The sequence below is a fragment of the Nitratidesulfovibrio sp. 1201_IL3209 genome, assembly GCF_036763125.1.
Classification (GTDB): Bacteria; Desulfobacterota; Desulfovibrionia; order Desulfovibrionales; family Desulfovibrionaceae; genus Cupidesulfovibrio.
Window position 1 is genome coordinate 248,485 of sequence record NZ_JBAIYT010000002.1, and the last position, 16,570, is coordinate 265,054.

16 protein-coding genes and 1 pseudogene are annotated in these 16,570 nt (G+C 66.0%); 2 read left to right on the forward strand and 15 right to left on the reverse strand.

All coding sequences use genetic code 11. The features are described 5' to 3' along the window. Positions 1–180 precede the first annotated feature (180 nt). Positions 181–2,094 carry a molecular chaperone DnaK gene (dnaK, locus tag V6B97_RS02620; RefSeq protein ID WP_333504929.1) on the reverse strand — a complete coding sequence of 638 codons (1,914 nt, stop codon included), beginning with the start codon at positions 2,092–2,094 and terminating at the stop codon, positions 181–183. A 432-nt stretch (positions 2,095–2,526) separates the two neighbouring features. Next, complete coding sequence (locus V6B97_RS02625; protein WP_333504930.1) at positions 2,527–2,877, reverse strand: DVU0772 family protein; 351 nt, start codon at positions 2,875–2,877, stop codon at positions 2,527–2,529. 205 nt (positions 2,878–3,082) lie between these two features. Here V6B97_RS02625 and V6B97_RS02630 point away from each other — a divergent pair, with 205 nt between their 5' ends. Together V6B97_RS02630 and V6B97_RS02635 are read left to right on the forward strand one after the other, a co-directional pair. Further along, entirely contained in the window at positions 3,083–3,487 is a 405-nt protein-coding gene (locus tag V6B97_RS02630; RefSeq protein ID WP_333504931.1) for a hypothetical protein, read from the forward strand. Continuing rightward, positions 3,484–3,720 (forward strand): hypothetical protein, encoded by a 237-nt coding sequence (locus tag V6B97_RS02635; protein WP_333504932.1) that lies wholly within the window; start codon positions 3,484–3,486, stop codon positions 3,718–3,720. The genes V6B97_RS02630 and V6B97_RS02635 overlap by 4 nt, the downstream gene beginning before the upstream one ends. Before the next feature lie 291 nt (positions 3,721–4,011). On the opposite strand, the gene V6B97_RS02640 is transcribed toward V6B97_RS02635, so the two are convergent. The 13 genes and pseudogenes from V6B97_RS02640 to V6B97_RS02700 form a co-directional block, all read right to left on the reverse strand. Next, positions 4,012–4,416 carry a F0F1 ATP synthase subunit epsilon gene (locus tag V6B97_RS02640; RefSeq protein WP_333504933.1) on the reverse strand — a complete coding sequence of 135 codons (405 nt, stop codon included), beginning with the start codon at positions 4,414–4,416 and terminating at the stop codon, positions 4,012–4,014. 10 nt (positions 4,417–4,426) lie between these two features. Further along, a complete protein-coding gene (atpD, locus tag V6B97_RS02645; RefSeq protein WP_333504934.1) occupies positions 4,427–5,842 on the reverse strand; it encodes a F0F1 ATP synthase subunit beta in 1,416 nt (471 codons plus the stop codon). A 17-nt stretch (positions 5,843–5,859) separates the two neighbouring features. Then, entirely contained in the window at positions 5,860–6,741 is an 882-nt protein-coding gene (locus tag V6B97_RS02650) for a F0F1 ATP synthase subunit gamma (protein WP_333504935.1), read from the reverse strand. A gap of 14 nt (positions 6,742–6,755) precedes the next feature. Next, positions 6,756–8,264, reverse strand: coding sequence for a F0F1 ATP synthase subunit alpha (gene atpA / locus V6B97_RS02655; RefSeq protein WP_333504936.1), 1,509 nt, complete (start codon positions 8,262–8,264; stop codon positions 6,756–6,758). Positions 8,265–8,268: 4 nt separating this feature from the next. Next, entirely contained in the window at positions 8,269–8,820 is a 552-nt protein-coding gene (atpH, locus tag V6B97_RS02660; protein ID WP_035068451.1) for an ATP synthase F1 subunit delta, read from the reverse strand. Then, the gene (locus V6B97_RS02665; protein ID WP_333504937.1) at positions 8,817–9,386 is read right to left on the reverse strand and encodes an ATP synthase F0 subunit B; all 570 of its coding nucleotides are present in this window, start codon (positions 9,384–9,386) and stop codon (positions 8,817–8,819) included. The genes atpH and V6B97_RS02665 overlap by 4 nt, the downstream gene beginning before the upstream one ends. 38 nt (positions 9,387–9,424) lie before the next feature. Further along, positions 9,425–9,841, reverse strand: coding sequence for an ATP synthase F0 subunit B (locus V6B97_RS02670; RefSeq protein WP_333504938.1), 417 nt, complete (start codon positions 9,839–9,841; stop codon positions 9,425–9,427). Positions 9,842–10,026: 185 nt separating this feature from the next. Further along, positions 10,027–10,368, reverse strand: coding sequence for a bactofilin family protein (locus V6B97_RS02675; RefSeq protein WP_015946447.1), 342 nt, complete (start codon positions 10,366–10,368; stop codon positions 10,027–10,029). A gap of 59 nt (positions 10,369–10,427) precedes the next feature. After that, on the reverse strand, positions 10,428–11,543 hold the full coding sequence (gene rodA, locus V6B97_RS02680) for a rod shape-determining protein RodA (protein ID WP_333504939.1): 1,116 nt from the start codon (positions 11,541–11,543) through the stop codon (positions 10,428–10,430). Positions 11,544–12,016: 473 nt separating this feature from the next. Next, positions 12,017–13,795 (reverse strand): annotated as a pseudogene (gene mrdA / locus V6B97_RS02685) (penicillin-binding protein 2); the annotation flags it as partial. Beyond that, positions 13,779–14,249, reverse strand: a complete 471-nt coding sequence (locus V6B97_RS02690; RefSeq protein ID WP_333504940.1) for a hypothetical protein — start codon at positions 14,247–14,249, stop codon at positions 13,779–13,781. The gene V6B97_RS02690 and the pseudogene mrdA, both read right to left, overlap by 17 nt. 194 nt (positions 14,250–14,443) lie before the next feature. Next, positions 14,444–15,496 (reverse strand): rod shape-determining protein MreC, encoded by a 1,053-nt coding sequence (gene mreC / locus V6B97_RS02695; RefSeq protein ID WP_333504976.1) that lies wholly within the window; start codon positions 15,494–15,496, stop codon positions 14,444–14,446. Continuing rightward, positions 15,492–16,532 carry a rod shape-determining protein gene (locus tag V6B97_RS02700; RefSeq protein ID WP_007527040.1) on the reverse strand — a complete coding sequence of 347 codons (1,041 nt, stop codon included), beginning with the start codon at positions 16,530–16,532 and terminating at the stop codon, positions 15,492–15,494. Before V6B97_RS02700 ends, mreC begins: the two co-directional genes overlap by 5 nt. Positions 16,533–16,570 lie beyond the last annotated feature (38 nt).

Genomic DNA, 16,570 nt, shown 5'->3' on the forward strand with positions numbered 1-16,570 from the left:
GGACGTGCTCCGGCATGCCCCGCGGCGAATCGCGTCAGGCTATACATTGTGGCCCCGGAATGCAAGCGGGGCGCGCCCTGCGCCCGGCCTTGCCCCCTGGGACCGGCCGGACGCGCGACGCGCCCCACAGCATTCCATCCTTGCCGCCCGCCATGCGCGCGGGCGGCCAAGGACGGCGGATTACTTCTTCACTTCGGTGTAGTCGGCGTCCACCACGTCGTCCTCGCCCTTGGCGGAACCGGCGTGACCGGCCTCATGCCCCGCTTCCGGACCGGCGCCGGGCTGGCCCTGCTGGCTCTGCTGGTACAGCTGTTCGGCCAGCTTGTGCGAGGCGCGCGACAGTTCTTCCGAGGCGGACTTGATGGCGTCCACATCGGAGCCGTCCATGACCTTCTTCAGGGCTTCGATCTTGCCCTCGATGTCGGCCTTGGTGGCCCCGTCCAGCTTGTCGCCCAGATCGGCGATGGATTTTTCGGTGCCGTAGATCAGGCCGTCGGCCTGGTTGCGGGCCTCGATGAGTTCCTGCTTCTTCTTGTCCTCGTCGGCGTGCGATTCCGCTTCCTTGATCAGGCGCTGGATCTCGCTTTCCGACAGGCCGGACGAGGCGGTGATGCGGATGGACTGCTCCTTGCCGGTGCCCAGGTCCTTGGCCGACACGTTGACGATGCCGTTGGCGTCGATGTCGAAGGTGACCTCCACCTGCGGGGTGCCGCGCATGGCCGGGGGAATGCCGGTCAGCTCGAAGCGGCCCAAGGTCATGTTGTCGCCGGCCATGGGCCGTTCGCCCTGCAACACGTGGATGGACACCGAGGGCTGGTTGTCCGCCGCCGTGGTGAAGGTCTGGCTCTTGCGGGTGGGGATGGTGGTGTTGCGGTCGATGAGTCGGGTGAACACGCCGCCCAGGGTCTCGATGCCCAGCGAGAGCGGGGTCACGTCCAGCAGCAGCACGTCCTTCACGTCGCCCGCCAGGATGCCGCCCTGGATGGCGGCGCCCATGGCCACCACCTCGTCGGGGTTCACCGAGCGGTTGGGCTCCTTGCCGAAGAACTCGCCCACCTTCTTCTGCACCAGGGGCATGCGGGTCATGCCGCCCACCAGCACCACCTCGTCGATCTGCGCGGCGGAAAGGCCGGCGTCGGCCAGGGCCTTGCGGCACGGCTCGATGGTGCGGTCCACCAGGTCTTCCACCAGCTTTTCCAGCTTGGCGCGCGACAGCTTCATCATCAGGTGCTTGGGACCGTTCTGGTCGGCGGTGATGAAGGGCAGGTTGATTTCCGTCTCCATGGAGGTGGAAAGATCCTTCTTGGCCTTTTCCGCCGCTTCCTTCAGGCGTTGCAGGGCCATGCGGTCCTTGGAGAGGTCGACGCCGTTCTCGCGGCGGAACTCTTCCACAAGGTAGTTGATGACCCGCTGGTCGAAGTCTTCGCCGCCCAGGAAGGTGTCGCCGTTGGTGGCGCGCACTTCCACGACGTTGTCGCCCACCTCGAGGATGGAAATGTCGAACGTGCCGCCGCCAAGGTCGAACACCGCGATCTTCTCGTTGGCCTTCTTGTCGAAGCCGTAGGCCAGCGAGGCTGCGGTGGGTTCGTTGATGATGCGCTTGACGTCGAGGCCCGCGATGCGGCCCGCGTCCTTGGTGGCCTGGCGCTGGGCGTCGTTGAAGTAGGCGGGCACGGTGATGACCGCGTCGGTCACGGTTTCGCCAAGGTAGGCTTCCGCGTCGGCCTTCAGCTTGCCGAGGATCATGGCCGAAATCTCGGCGGCGGAGTACTGGCGGCCCTGCACCTCGACGGCGGCGTCGCCGTTGGCCCCGGCCACGATGCGGTAGGGGCTGTGGGTCTTCCAGTTGTTCACTTCGGGGGCGTCGCCCTTGCGGCCCATCAGGCGCTTGACGGCGAACACCGTGCGCTCGGGGTTGGTGACGGCCTGGCGCTTGGCGATATCGCCGACAAGGCGCTCCTTGTCGGTGAAGGCCACGATGGAGGGCGTGGTGCGCCCGCCTTCGGGGTTGGTGATGCACTTGGGATCCTTGCCCTCCATCACGTAGACGCAGGAGTTGGTGGTCCCGAGGTCGATGCCGATGATCTTGCCCATTGTCTTCCTCCTCAAAGGGTACGCGAACGCATCGCGAAATGATCTTGCGCTGGCCGCCGTCCCGGTGCGAGCCGTTCCGGCGTTGGCTGGTGTGAATAGTAAGGCGGGGTTGCCCGTCGTAAAGAGGGGGAAGCCAATTTTTCGTGCAAGGATGTGCACCGGCCCGATTCGTGCGGGGTTCGTGCGGGGTTCACGCGAGGTTGGCGCGGGGTTGCGGGGCGGAAATGCACACGGCGGCGCGCGGGCGGGACGAGGCTGCCCCCCGAAACGCCGACGGCCCCGACACAATGCCGGGGCCGAAGGGGGATCCTTGCCATCGCTGCCGAGGATGGAGGAAGGAGAAAAGCTGGAATCAGCTCAGATTGCGGACGGTTCCGGACACCTTGTCCGGCCTGCGGAGCACGTTGTTCCGTGAGCAATACGGGTCGGGTCTTACGCCAGTCCCATCTCCTGGCGGAGCCATTCCTTGATCTCGGGGGTGGGCTCGTAGATGCCGCGCAGGTCCCCAAACTCGGCCAGAAAACGGTTGGCCAGCCGTTCGGGCAGCGGGGCGCTGTAGATGTCCTCCGCCGCCTCGGAATTGCGGCGCACCAGGCGCACCACCGGGCGCGAGCCCCAGGTGTCCACCACGAAATAGGTGGAGACGTCGTCCTTGGAGCGCACCGGGGGGTATTCCGAATGCCAGTTGTTGTTGCCCCACTCGAGGTACATGGTCACCGCGTGCTCGGGGCTGAGGTTCCAGTCGATATCCATGTGGCCGAGCGTCTTCAGGTCTTGTTGCATCGTTCACTCCCGCCGTGTGGGTTCGCGTGGTGGGCGGACTGCATGCCGCCCGTTGCGTAAGACATCTCGTGACGGCCTGCATGCCGCCGGGGCGTCGAAATTCCGCGTGGCCGCCTCCCCTGCCTGCGGGCATCCGGTCACCTGAGCGGGCCGGGCTGCCACTCCCGGCCCGCTGGTGAACCGTCGCCAATGTGAAGGAGAGAGTGTGGCTGAGGAAGCACCACTCGACTACACAGTAACAATTACCATTACCGTGTCAACGTGTTTCCGGAAAATTCCCGGCACGTCGCACCGGCATGTTCCGGAACCCGGCCAAGGCACCCTGCCAGATGTGGCGGACGTGCCGGACATGACAGACGTGCCGCACGTGCCGGGCATGGCGGACATGGCGGACATGGCGGACATCGTTATCCATGCCGGGCTGCGTCGGCTTGACGGTTGGTGTCCGGTATGTCTTTATGGTGACGGTGGGAAAGCCCAGGGCCATGCCCGGCCTTCCCCACGTGGTTCGGACATGGTTCCGCCCGTTGCCGCCCGCCCTGCTGCCAGCCTGCGCGCGGGTCCGGCGGCGGGCCCTTCTCGCAACACCGCGACCTGGGAGGATACATGAAACCGGAAGAATTCGCCCACAAGTTCATGCAGACCGCCACGGCCATGGGCTGCACCATGAGCCCTTCGGGCAACGTGGTCTGCCCCGGCGGCAAGAACATTTCGGCCGGAAAGGCCGCCGCCGTGTACAAGCGCTACGGCGACGGCGTGGCCAAGGTGCCCTCGGTGGAATTCCGCAACGAGCCGCACAGCCTGAAGCTGTTCCGCTCCATCGCCGCCAAGGCCCTGGGGTAGCCCTGACATTGCGGGGCCTGCCCCGCGACGGAAAAAGCGCCCGAAAGCCGGGTGCCGTGTTCAGCCTGCATGCCGGGCCGGTACTTCCGGCCCGGCTTTCGCTTTCCCGGGCCGGGTGGCCGGTGCCCTGCCCCGCTTCGCGCACGCCGACGCCGTCGGCGCGAAGCGGCGAACGGCAGGCACGGCGCATGGCAGGAAGGCGGCGTGCCGCAACCGCATGCAACGCAAACGGCCCGGAGGTTTCCCTCCGGGCCGTGGCATGTCGTCTTGGGACCGGGCGTGTGCGGCGGGCTAGGCCGCGCCGCGCACCCTCATGCGCGCCAGGGCGCGTTGCAGGGCTGCCTGGGCCCGTGCGCCGTCGAGCTTTTCCTTGGCCTGGGCCAGGCGCTGCTCGGCACGTTCCTTGGCCTTGCGGGCGCGTTCGAGGTCGATGTCCTCTGCGCGTTCCGCCGATTCGGCCAGCACGGTCACCTTGTTGTCCGAAACCTCGGCAAAACCGCCGGACACGAAGATCCAGTGCGTCTTGCCGCCAGCCTTGTAGTACAGGCTGCCGATGTTCAGCGCGGAGAGGAAGGGAATGTGGTTCGGCAGGATGCCGAATTCGCCCTCGTAGCCGGGCGCGCCCACATAGTCGACCTTCTCGCTGAGCACGAGCCTGTCAGGCGTGACGATTTCGAGATGGAGCGACTTTTCCATGGGTCACTCCTTATTGCTGCTCCTGGCGCTTCTTGTACTTTTCGAGGGCCGTCTCGATGCCGCCCACCATGTAGAAGTCGCCTTCCGCCAGGTGGTCGAAATCACCGTTCAGGATGCCCCGGAACGCCTTGATGGTGTCTTCCAGCTTCACGTACACGCCGGGCGTGCCGGTGAAGGTTTCGGCCACGTGGAACGGCTGCGACAGGAAGCGCTGGATGCGGCGCGCGCGGGCGACGGTCATCTTGTCTTCGTCCGACAGTTCGTCCATGCCGAGGATGGCGATGATGTCCTGCAGGTCCTTGTACTTCTGCAGCACCTGCTGGACCGAGCGGGCCACCGAGTAGTGCTCGGGGCCGACCACGTTGGGGTCGAGGATGCGCGACGTGGAGTCGAGCGGGTCCACCGCGGGGTAGATGCCCAGTTCCGCGATCTGACGCGAAAGCACCAGCGTACCGTCAAGGTGCGAGAAGGTGGTGGCCGGCGCGGGGTCGGTAAGGTCGTCCGCGGGCACGTACACGGCCTGGACCGAGGTGATCGAGCCCTTGACCGTGGAGGTGATGCGTTCCTGCAGGCCGCCAAGGTCGGTGCCCAGGGTGGGCTGGTAACCCACCGCCGAGGGCATGCGGCCGAGCAGCGCCGACACTTCCGAACCCGCCTGGGTGAAGCGGAAGATGTTGTCGACGAACAGCAGCACGTCCTGGTTCTCGACGTCGCGGAAGTATTCCGCGCAGGCGAGGGCGGTCAGGGCCACGCGGGCGCGGGCTCCTGGCGGTTCGTTCATCTGGCCGTAGATCAGCGCGGCCTTCTCCAGGACGCCGGCGTCCTTCATTTCGTGGTACAGGTCGTTCCCTTCACGGGTACGCTCGCCAACACCCGCGAACACGGAGATGCCGCCGTGCTGCTTGGCGATGTTGTTGATCATTTCCATGAGGATAACGGTCTTGCCCACGCCCGCGCCGCCGAACAGGCCCATCTTGCCGCCCTTGGGGAACGGGATGAGCAGGTCCACGACCTTGATGCCGGTTTCGAGCAGTTCAACCTTGGTGTTCTGCTCGGTGAACTCCGGCGCCGCACGGTGGATGGGCAGGTACTTGTCGGTATCGATGGGGCCCATTTCGTCAACGGGACGGCCCACGACGTTCATGATGCGGCCAAGCGACGCCTTGCCGACGGGCACCGAGATGGGCTTGCCGGTGTCCACCGCTTCCATGCCGCGCACGAGACCTTCGGTCGCGTCCATGGCGATGGTGCGGACGACGTTGTCGCCGAGGTGCTGGGCAACTTCGCAGACCAGCTCGGGCGCATCGACGTTGTTGGGGTTCTTGATGTCCAACGCGCTCAAGATGTTCGGCAGGTTGCCGCTCGGGAACTCGACGTCCACGACGGCGCCGATGACCTGAACGATCTTGCCAATGTTAGCACTCATGTGTGTACGCTCCCTTATTAGCCTTTCAGCGCCTCGGCGCCACCGACGATGTCCATGAGGTCGCGCGTGATCGAAGCCTGCCGCGTCTTGTTGTAGAGCAGCGTCAGGGAACCGATCATGTCGTCGCAGCTGCGCGTGGCGTTATCCATGGCGGCCATGCGCGCCGCGTGCTCGCTGGCGGAGGTGTCGAGCAGGCCGCGATACAGCTGCACCTTGATGAAGCGGGGCAGCAGTTCGGCCAGCAGGCCCTCCACGGCGGGTTCGTAGATGTACTCCTTGTTGGAGGCGGGGGCAGCCGGGGCGGCCTCCTCTTCCTTGGGAGCGATGGGCAGGATGGGCAGGGCGATGGGCACCTGCCTGGCCATGCTCACGAACTCGCCGTAGACCATGATCACTTCGTCCAGTTCACGCGTCAGGTAGGCATTGATGACATCGAGCCCGATCCGGTTGGCGAGCTGGAAGTCGAAGCTGCCCATCTGGTCGGCAAGCGCCATGGCGACCTCGTGGTCGGTCTTGCGGGCCGCGTCGCGGCCTTTCTTGCCCACGCAGTAGAACTTGACCTTCTTGCCTTCCGCGGCCTTCTTGGCGGCCAGCTTCAGGGCGGTGGTGATGAGGTTGGAGTTGAAGCTGCCGCACAGCCCGCGGTCGGAGGTGGCGAGGACGATCCCACACGTCTTGATTTCCTCGCGCACTTCCAGAAGCGGGTGGACGGAGCTGTCCGCCTTGCTCGCCAGGTCCCCCAGCATGTCATAGAACTTGGCCGCGTAGGGGCGGAACCGTTCTATGCGCTGCTGGGCACCGCGCAGCTTCGCCGAGGCCACCATGTTCATGGCCTTGGTGATCTGCTTGGTCTTCTTGACCCCGGCGATCTTGACCTTGACGTCTTTCAAAGAAGGCATCGGTTACCTCCCGCCTAGGCTTGGAAGCCCTTTTTGAACTCGGCAACAGCTGCCTTCAGGCGGTCTTCGATGTCCGCGTCGAGAGCCTTCTTGGTCTTGATGTCGTTCAGGATGTCGGCCTTCGAGTTCTTGAGGAAGTCGAGCATCTCGGCTTCGAACTTGCGAATGGCCAGCACGGGCACGTCGTCCATCAGGCCGCGGGTGGCGGCGTACATGGAGGCGACCTGCTGTTCGACGGGCATGGGCTGGTACTGGGGCTGCTTCAGCAGTTCCACCAGGCGCGCGCCACGGTCGAGCTTCTGCTTGGTGGCCTTGTCGAGGTCGGAACCGAACTGCGCGAAGGCGGCCAGTTCGCGGTACTGGGCAAGGTCCAGACGCATGGTGCCGGCAACCTGCTTCATCGCCTTGATCTGCGCGGCGCCGCCCACCCGGGAGACCGACAGACCGACGTTGATGGCGGGACGGATGCCCGCGTTGAACAGGTTGGGTTCCAGGTACACCTGACCGTCGGTGATGGAGATAACGTTGGTCGGGATGTACGCGGACACGTCGCCGGCCTGGGTTTCGATGATCGGCAGGGCGGTGAGGGAACCGGCGCCCAGCGAATCGTTGACCTTGGCCGCGCGTTCCAGCAGGCGCGAGTGCAGGTAGAACACGTCGCCGGGGTAGGCTTCGCGCCCCGGAGGACGGCGGAGCAGCAGCGACATCTGGCGGTAGGCCACGGCCTGCTTGGAAAGGTCGTCGTAGATGATCAGCGCGTGCTTGCCGTTGTTGCGGTAGTGCTCGGCCATGGTGCAGCCGGAGTACGCGGAAATGAACTGCAACGGCGCGGGTTCCGACGCGGTGGCGGAGATGATGGTGGTGTATTCCATGGCGCCGTACTTGCGCAGGGTGTCGGCCACCAGGGCAACCGTCGCCTTCTTCTGGCCGATGGCCACGTAGAAGCAATGGATGTCGGTGTCCTTCTGCGCCAGGATGGCGTCGATGCAGACGGCGGTCTTGCCGGTCTGACGGTCGCCGATGACCAGTTCGCGCTGGCCGCGGCCGATGGGCGTCATGGCGTCGATGGCCTTGATGCCGGTGGGCATGGGTTCATGCACCGACTTGCGGGCGATGATGCCGGGCGCCTTCAGTTCCACCGGGCGGAAGTCCTTGGCGTCCAACGGGCCCAGGCCGTCGATGGGCTGGCCGAGGGGGTTGAGCACGCGGCCCATGACCGCGTCGCCCACCGGCACCGAGAAGATCTTGCCGGTACGCTTGACCGGGTCGCCTTCCTTCAGGCCCGTGTCGTCACCGAGAAGAGCGACACCCACGTTGTCCTCTTCAAGGTTGAGCACCATGCCCATGAGGCCGCCGGGGAACTCGAGCAGTTCCATGGCCATGGCATTGCGGACGCCGTAGACGCGCGCAATACCGTCACCGACGTAGAGCACGGTGCCGGTCTCGCTCATCTCGACCCGCTGCTCATAGCTTTGGATCTGCTCTTCGATGATCTTGCTGATTTCTTCGGCTTTGATCTGCATAGCCCTACTCACCCCTCTTGATGTTGTCTTTGAGGATACCTAACTGCGCGCGCAGACTGGCATCCAGCACCCGGTCGCCGACCTTCAGCACGACGCCGCCAAGGATGTCCTTGTTCACGCTGAAGGTGAGTTCCAGCTTGCGTCCGGCCTGCTGTTCAAGAGCCGCCTTGACCTGTGCGCGCTTTGCTTCCGCAAGTTCAACGGCCGTCATCAGCTCGCCGCGGATGACGCCCTTTTCGGCGTCGAGGAGAACGCCGTAGAAGGCCTGTATGTCGGAAAGGCAGTCGAGACGCCCCTTGTCCGCCAGCAGCAGACAGAAATTGCGGACGGTGGCGCTGACGCCGTACTTCTCGACCAGTTTCAGGATCACGTTCCGCTTCTCATCGGCGGTGATGATGGGATTGCGGAAGATGCGGCCAAGTTCGGGTGCCTTGTCGAGAGCCCCGGCAAGCGCGGCAAGGTCGCTGCCGAGCTTCTCGAGCTCACCGACGCCCGATTTCGCGCCCAGCGCAAAGAGCGCGCGGGCGTATCTGCGAGCTACGATGTTGCCGGTCAATTGAGCACCACCTTCGTTAAGTATTTGTCGATGAGCTTCTCGTGCTCCTCACCAGTGAGCTTTTCCTGAAGCATCTTTTCGGCGGCGGCGATGATCTGGTCGGCCATCTCGGCGCGCATGGTCTCCATGGCCTGCTTGATCTCGTTCTCGGCCGTGCGCGCGGCCTGCTCGGTGATCTGGGAGGCGGTCTTTTCCGCCTTCTCGATGATGGCGGCCTGCATGGCTTCGCCCTGGGCGCGATATTCGGCCAGGATGCCCTGCCGTTCCTGCTCCAGGTTGGCGATGCGGCGCTCGACCTCGGCCAGGTTCCTGGCGGCCTCGGCCTTGCGGCTTTCAAGGTCGTTCAGTTCCTGCTCGATGCCCTTCCTGCGGCCGGAGAAGAAGCCCACAATCTTCTTGCCCGCGGCCCAGTAGATGATGCCGATGAAGATGACGAAGTTGGCGACACGGAAGGCGAAGTTGCCCCAGTCGGCCTGGTGCTCGCCCCCGCCCTCGGAGGCCAGCGCCACGCCGGCGGTGACAAGCACCAGTCCGAGCGCCCCTGCACTGTGTTTCAGCCCTTTCAACGCCGATCCCTCCTTGCTGTTGCGCACTGACGGGGTGACTAGCCCAGCACCTTGGCGGTAGCCTTGGCGGCCAGCGCGTCGACCTGCCCCTTCAGGGTGTCCATGGCGGTCTTCACCTGGGCGGCCACCTCCTGCCGGGACTTTTCCAGGTAGTCCTGGGCCTGCCTGCCGGCATCGGCCAGGATCACCTGCTCCCGGGCCACGCCCTCGGCGCGGGCCTTGTCACGCTCGGCCGTGGCTTCGGCGCGGGCCTTGACAAGGGTGGCCTCGTAGTTCTTCAGCTTGGCGTCGGCCTGCCCGGCGAACTGCTCCGATTCGCCGAGAAGACCGGACATCTTGTCACGCCGCTGTCTGATGATATCCCGCACCGGCCGGATGAGGATGGCATTCAGGACAACCAGCGTCACAAGGAAGTTCACCAACTGGAAGAAGAAGGTGATGTTCAGATCGATCATGCCTGCTCCCTTGGTGAGGTTGTGAATTTAAGCTCAAAGTCGGGTTGGATTTAGCTGATTACAACCCGGGTGTCAAAGTCTTTTTTCCTTTGCAAACAGTCTTCTGGAAGCCAACCCGCCGTCATTGCGATACAAATGAAAAAGCCGCCCGAAGGCGGCCTGGAAGGGCATGTGAAGGGGCGGCGTTACTCCGTCTTTTCGGCGGGCTGCATGGTGATGCGGCCCTCGATGACGGCGCCCTCCTCCATGACCAGCACGGGGGTGGACAGGTTGCCGTTCAGGTTGCCGGTGCGGTGCAGGATGACCTTGCGCTGGGCCGCCACCTCGCCGGTGACGCGGCCGGACAGGATCAGCTGTCCCACGCGCACCTGCCCTTCCACGTTGGCGTCCTTGCCCACGATGAGCGTGCCCTCTGAATGCACCTCGCCCACGAAGTTGCCGTCTATGCGCACCGCCCCCTGGAAACTCAGCTGGCCCTGGTACACGGTGCCCGCGCCGAGGAAGGCGTTTATCTCGTCCCTTGCCATGTGTGTCGCCTCCTTTGTGAGCGAAAGTGCAACGCTTTGCAGCCTTGTATTTTCAGTGATCACGACGTCTTGAACATGAACCGCCGCATGGAGACATTGAGCACGAGCCCAATCAGGCAGAAATTGACCAGGGTCGCGCTGCCCCCGTAGCTGATGAACGGCAGGGGCACCCCCACCACCGGCATCAGCCCCATGACCATGCCCATGTTGATCAGTATCTGCCAGAAGAAATAGAAGAACACCCCCACCGTCAGGTAGCTGCCGAAGCGGTCCTTGGCGTCGCGGGCGGTGTTGAAGATGCTGAGCAGGAACAGGCAGAACATCACCACCAGCAGCACGCAGCCGATGAAGCCCCATTCCTCGCCGAACACGGCCAGCGCGAAGTCGGTGTGCTTTTCCGGCAGGAAGCGCAGCTGGCTCTGGGTGCCGCCCAGAAAGCCCTTGCCCCACAGCTGCCCGGACCCGATGGCGATCTGCGACTGGATGATGTGGTAGCCCGCCCCCAGCGGGTCGTTGCCGGGGTCGAGGAAGGTCATGATGCGCTGCTTCTGGTAGTCGTGCAGGCGGAACCAGGCCAGCGGCAGCATGGAGGGCACCACCACCAGGCAGGTCTTCAGCACGCCCGGCCTCACCCCGTGGAACAGGGTGATGCCGCCCAGCAGCATCATCAGCAGCAGCGTGGTGCCGAGGTCCGGCTGCATGACGATGAACCCGGCGGGCAGGGCGCCCAGCGCCAGCACCTCGAACAGCCCCTTCCAGCCCAGCGGCTCGCGGCTGCGCGACAGGAAGCGCGCCCCCATGATCAGGATGGCGATCTTGGCCACCTCGCTGGGTTGCAGGTTCATGAACCCCAGCGGCAGCCAGCGCCGCGCGCCGTACACCACCTTGCCGAACACCGGGATGGCGGCCAGCAGGATCATGGTGACGATGAACAGCGGCAGGGCCAGGCTTTTCATGTGCCGGTAGTCGAACAGCATGAAGAAGACCATGCCGCCAAGCCCCATCAGCCCCCACAGCAGCTGCTTCTGGTAGAACGTGGAGACCACGATGCCGTCTTCCATGCGCATGCCGCTGGCCGAATACAGGTTGGCCACCCCGGCCAGGAACAGCAGCGCGGTGAAGCCCAGCAGGCCCCAGTTCATGTGGGTGATCAGTCGTCGGTCGATGGGGCTCATTGTCCGTCCTCCGGGGCCACGTTCTGGAAGCGGCGCAGCGGCGGCACCACGCCGTCGTCGCCGCCCCGCCCGTCCGGCGAGTCCGCGTCGGGGTCGAAGGTGTCGGGGTCGTAGCGGTGCTGGCCCTCGCGCGCGTCCTCGACCTCGGTGGACTCGGCCCCCCTGCCCGCCGCGCGGTCACGTCCGGCGGGCCGCGCCGAACGGCCCGTGGGCACGGTACGCAGCCCTTCTTCCTGCCGGTCTGGCCGGTCCTGTCGATCCGGCCGGTCCTGCTGTTCCTGCGCGCCCGCCGCCTGACCGGGGCGGGCGGGCGGCACGGCCGGGGCGGCGGGACGGGTGGCCGGGCCGGGCTGAACCTGCTGCATGGGCTGCACGGGCTGCGCGGTCTGGCCGGGGGCGGCCACGCCCGGAGTTGCCGGGGCGGCCGGAGTGGCCTGTCCGGCGGGCGCCAGCGGCGCGGCGCCCGGCGGCGGGCCGAAGAACCTGTCGTACACCCGGCGCGCCACGGGCCCCGCGTCGGAGCCGCCGTGGCCGCCGTGTTCCACCATGACCACCACCACCAGCCGCCTGCCCGCCTTCTCGCCCCAGGTGGCGATCCAGGCGTGGTCGCGGTGCTCGTAGGCCAGGTCTTCGGTGCGCACGCGCTGCTCGCCCACCATCTTCAGCTTGGTGACCTGGGCCGTGCCGGTCTTGCCGCCCATGACGGCGTCGGACCGGCGCAGCACCTTGGCGGTGCCCCGGTCGTCGTTGACGGTCAGGCGCATGCCGTCGAGAATCATCTTGCGGCCCGCGGCGGTGAACGGCAGCGAGGCCCGCACCGTGGGGTCCTCGTCGGCCAGCAGGCTGGGCTTCAGCAGCTTGCCGCCGTTCATCAGGGCGGAAACGAAGGCCGCCACCTGCACGGGCGTGACCAGGGTGAAACCCTGGCCGATGGAGACGTTCAGCGTTTCGCCCCGGTGCCACGGCTCGCCGAAGCGGCGGCGCTTCCAGGCCTTGGAGGGCACCAGGCCCGACTTTTCGTGCGGCAGGTCGATGCCCGTGGGCGAGCCGAAGCCGCAGGCCTTGGCGAAGGCCTCGATCTTGTCGATGCCGAAACGGTCGCTCATCTGGTAGTAGTACACGTCGCACGACTCGATGAGCGAGCGCATCATGTCCACGCGGCCGTGGCCGCCCTTCTTCCAGCAGCGGAACACCTGCTTGCCCAGGGCCACCTCGCCCGTGCACCACACCGAGTCGGCGGGGTTCACGCCCTCGTTCAGCAGCATGCCCGCCATCATCAGCTTCCACACCGAACCGGGCGGGTACACGCTCTGGATGACGCGGTTCTGCAAAGGGTGGCGGGGGTTGTCGCGCAGGGCCGTCCATTCCTTCAGCGAAAGCCCGGCGGCAAAGGCGTTGTTGTCGAACGAAGGCTTGGTCACCAGGGCCAGCAGCTTGCCGGTGTCGGGGTCCATGGCCACCACGCAGCCGGTCTCGTCCTCCAACGCCTCCCAGGCCACCTGCTGCAACCCGAGGTCGATGGCGAGGTCGATGTTCTCGCCGCTCACCGGTTCCTGCACCAGCTTCTTGTTCAACTGGCGGCCCAGCACGTCCACTTCCAGCTGGTGCAGGCCCTTCTGGCCGCGCAGGCGGCGTTCCAGCACCAGTTCCAGCCCCTGCTTGCCCACGAAGTCGCCAAGGTTCAGGTCCTTGTCGTCCTCCAGTTCCTTTTCGTTGGCTTCGGCCACGTACCCCAGGATGTGGGCCATCAGCTCGCCCTGCGGGTAATTGCGCTTGGACCGGGTGACGATCTCGAGGCCCGGCCACTGCAACACGCGGTTCTCGATGCGCGCCAGCAGGTCGAAGGGCATGTCGGAAATGAGCAACAGGTGTTCGAAGGGCTTCACCCGCTGGCGGTCCTGGTTGAACTTGGCGGTGAGCTGTTCGAGGGGGATGCCCGTCCACTCGCTGACCTGGGCCAGGGTGGAGGGGATGTCGCGGCAGTCTTCGCGCACCAGGGCAAGGCCGAAGGCGGGGCGGTTCTCGGCCAGCAGGCGGCCGTCGCGGTCGCGCAGCAGCCCGCGCGAGGCGTAGATGCGTTCCTGGCGCAGCCGGTTCTCGCGCGCCATGCGGGCGAACTCCTCGCCCCGGTGGATCTGCAGGTACCAGAAGCGCACCACGAACAGGAAGAACAGCCCCGCGACGATGCACTGAAGCAGTATCAGGCCCGCGCGGGGCGGCTGGAAGCCTTCCGGCTCAAACTGTATACGCATCGCCCATGCATCTCCGGCGCACGATATGGGTCAGCCACCAGGCCGGGGGAACGACGCAGGCCTGCCACACGCTTTCCAGGAACAGCCTGTCCTGCGGGATGTCCAACTGCTGTAGCGAGGCCATCATCAGGGTGAACAGGAAGTGGCACGCGCCAAGGCCAAGGCTGAGCAGCACCACGAAGGCCAGATTTTCCGCCTCGAACAGCCAGCGCCCCACGTTGAAGAAGACCACCAGCCCGCCGTACCACAGGACCGTGGAGCCGAAGGCCAGCGTGCCCGCCCCCTCCTGCACCAGCAGCAGCACCAGCAGCAGCCAGAAGGTCTGGTAGTGGCGCCGCTCCTGCAACGACACCAGCAGGCCGGCCACCAGCACGTCGACGCCGGGCAGCCCCTGCTGGAGCCACACCCCCGCGACGATGAAGCAGGCCCACCAGACGAGATTGCTGAAATTCATGGACGTTCCGGCATGGCTTGGTGGTTGCGCCCCAACGGGACCGGACGGGACCGGGCAGGACCGGACTGGGTTGGGCTGGTTGGAGTGGGCGGCGTTGGGGTGAACGGGCCTGGGTTGCGTGCGCGTCGCGCGCCGATGGCGCGCCAGGGTGCATGTCCGGCCCCGCGACGCGGCGCTGGCCGGGCGGATGCCGCCTATTGCCGGGGAGCCTGGGCAGGCTGCGGCGCCTGCTGCGGCTGCTGGGTCTGCTGCGCGGGTTGCGGACGCGGCGCGCGCGGCGCGGGCTGGTTGGACTGCACCGGCTGCGCGCGCTGGCCGGCGTGCCCCGCCGTGCCGTTGCCCTGGCCCGGACCGTGGCCGGTGCCCGGCCCCACGCCCTGGGTGGCGTTGACCGCGGGCAGGGGCAAGGTGCGCGCGCCGGGCTGCACGGGGGGGCGCTCCAGCAGCAACACCTCTTCCAGGGCTTCCAGGTCGGCCAGGGGGCTGGCGTACACGGTCTGGAACAGCGAAAGGTCGGACTGGGACACGCTTTCCACCCGGGCCACCGGTACCCCCTTGGGGAAGGCGCCCTCCAGGCCGGAGGTCAGCACCAGTTCGCCCACCTCGATGCGGGCGTTCTGGGGCACGTACTTCATCTCCAGCAGGCCGCGCGGGCCGGTGCCCACCAGGATGCCCGCGGTGCGGTTGGCGGCGCTGAGCACGGCCATGCGGCTGCCCGGGTCGGTCAGCAGCAGCACGGTGGCCGTGTAGGGGCCCGCGCGGTACACGCGGCCCACCACGCCCTCGTGGGTGACCACGGGCGTGCCCGGCCCCGCGCCGGAATAGTAGCCCCGGCTGATGATGGCCGATTCCAGCGCGGCCTGCGGGCCAAGCCGGTTGGCCACCACGCGCGCGCCAAGGGGCCGCCAGCCTTCGGGGGGTTCCAGTTCCAGCAACGCGCGCAGGCGGGCCAGTTCGGCCCGCTCTTCGGAGGCAACCTGCACCTGTTGCGAAAGAGTGCGCACCTGCTCGTGCAGCGCCTCGTTTTCCTCGCGCACCCCGACCAGGTCGAGGTAGTTGTTCCACGACGAAACGACCTGGTCCCTCGCCCACACGCCCGGCTTCAGGATGGCGCCCACGAATTCGAGACCGGCGTGTTCCGCCAGCCTGTCGAGCACGCCGGTTCTCTGGTTCCAGGTATACAGGCCGAGGTACAGGAACAGCGCCAGTACCAGAAGCAGGATGATGCGCTTGAGCGAGGCGTTAATCTATGCACACCTCCTTCAGGATGTGCAGATTGTCCAGCGCCTTGCCGGTGCCGATGACCACGGTGGAGAGCGGATCGTCCACCACGGTGATGGGCAGCGAGGTTTCTTCGCGCAGCAGCTGGTCGAGCCCCTTGAGAAGGCCGCCGCCGCCCGTGAGCACGATGCCCCGGTCCACGATGTCGGCCGCCAGTTCCGGCGGGGTCTGTTCAAGCGCGATGCGCACCGCCTGGACGATGCTCTCGACCTGCTCGGAAATGGCCTTGCGCACCTCTTCGGAGGTGATGATGATGTTCTGCGGAATGCCGGTGACGAGGTCGCGGCCCTTCACCTCAAGCTGCTGCTCGGGGTCCATGGGATAGGCCGAGGCTATCTTGATCTTGATCTCTTCGGCCGACGATTCGCCGATGAGCATGTTGTACTTGCGCTTGACGTGGGTCATGATCGCCTCGTCCATCTTGTCGCCGCCCACGCGCACCGAGCGCGAGTAGACGATGCCCGACAGCGAGATGACGGCCACTTCGGTGGTGCCGCCGCCGATGTCCACCACCATGTTCGAGGTGGGTTCCTGGATGGGCAGGTTGGCCCCGATGGCCGCGGCCATGGGCTCCTCGATCAGGTACACCTCTCGCGCGCCCGCGCTCTGGGCCGATTCCTTCACCGCGCGTTTTTCCACCTGGGTGATGCCGGTGGGCACGCAGATCATGATGCGCGGCCGCACCAGGCGGCGGGAATTGTGCACCTTGGAGATGAAGTGGCGCAGCATGGCCTCGGTGATCTCGAAGTCGGCGATGACGCCGTCCTTCATGGGCCGGATGGCCTGGATGTTTCCGGGGGTGCGGCCCAGCATGCGCTTGGCGTCGTGGCCCACGGCCAGCACCACGTTGTTGCCGCGCGTATCCTTTTTCACCGCCACCACCGAGGGTTCGCGCAGCACGATGCCCTGGCCCTTGACGTAGACGCAGGTATTGGCCGTACCCAGGTCTATGGCCAGGTCGTTGGAAAACATTCCAAGGACGAAATCCAGTATCTTTGCCATGTTATCTTACTTGCCTCTCTGAGGGGGAATGCGTATCA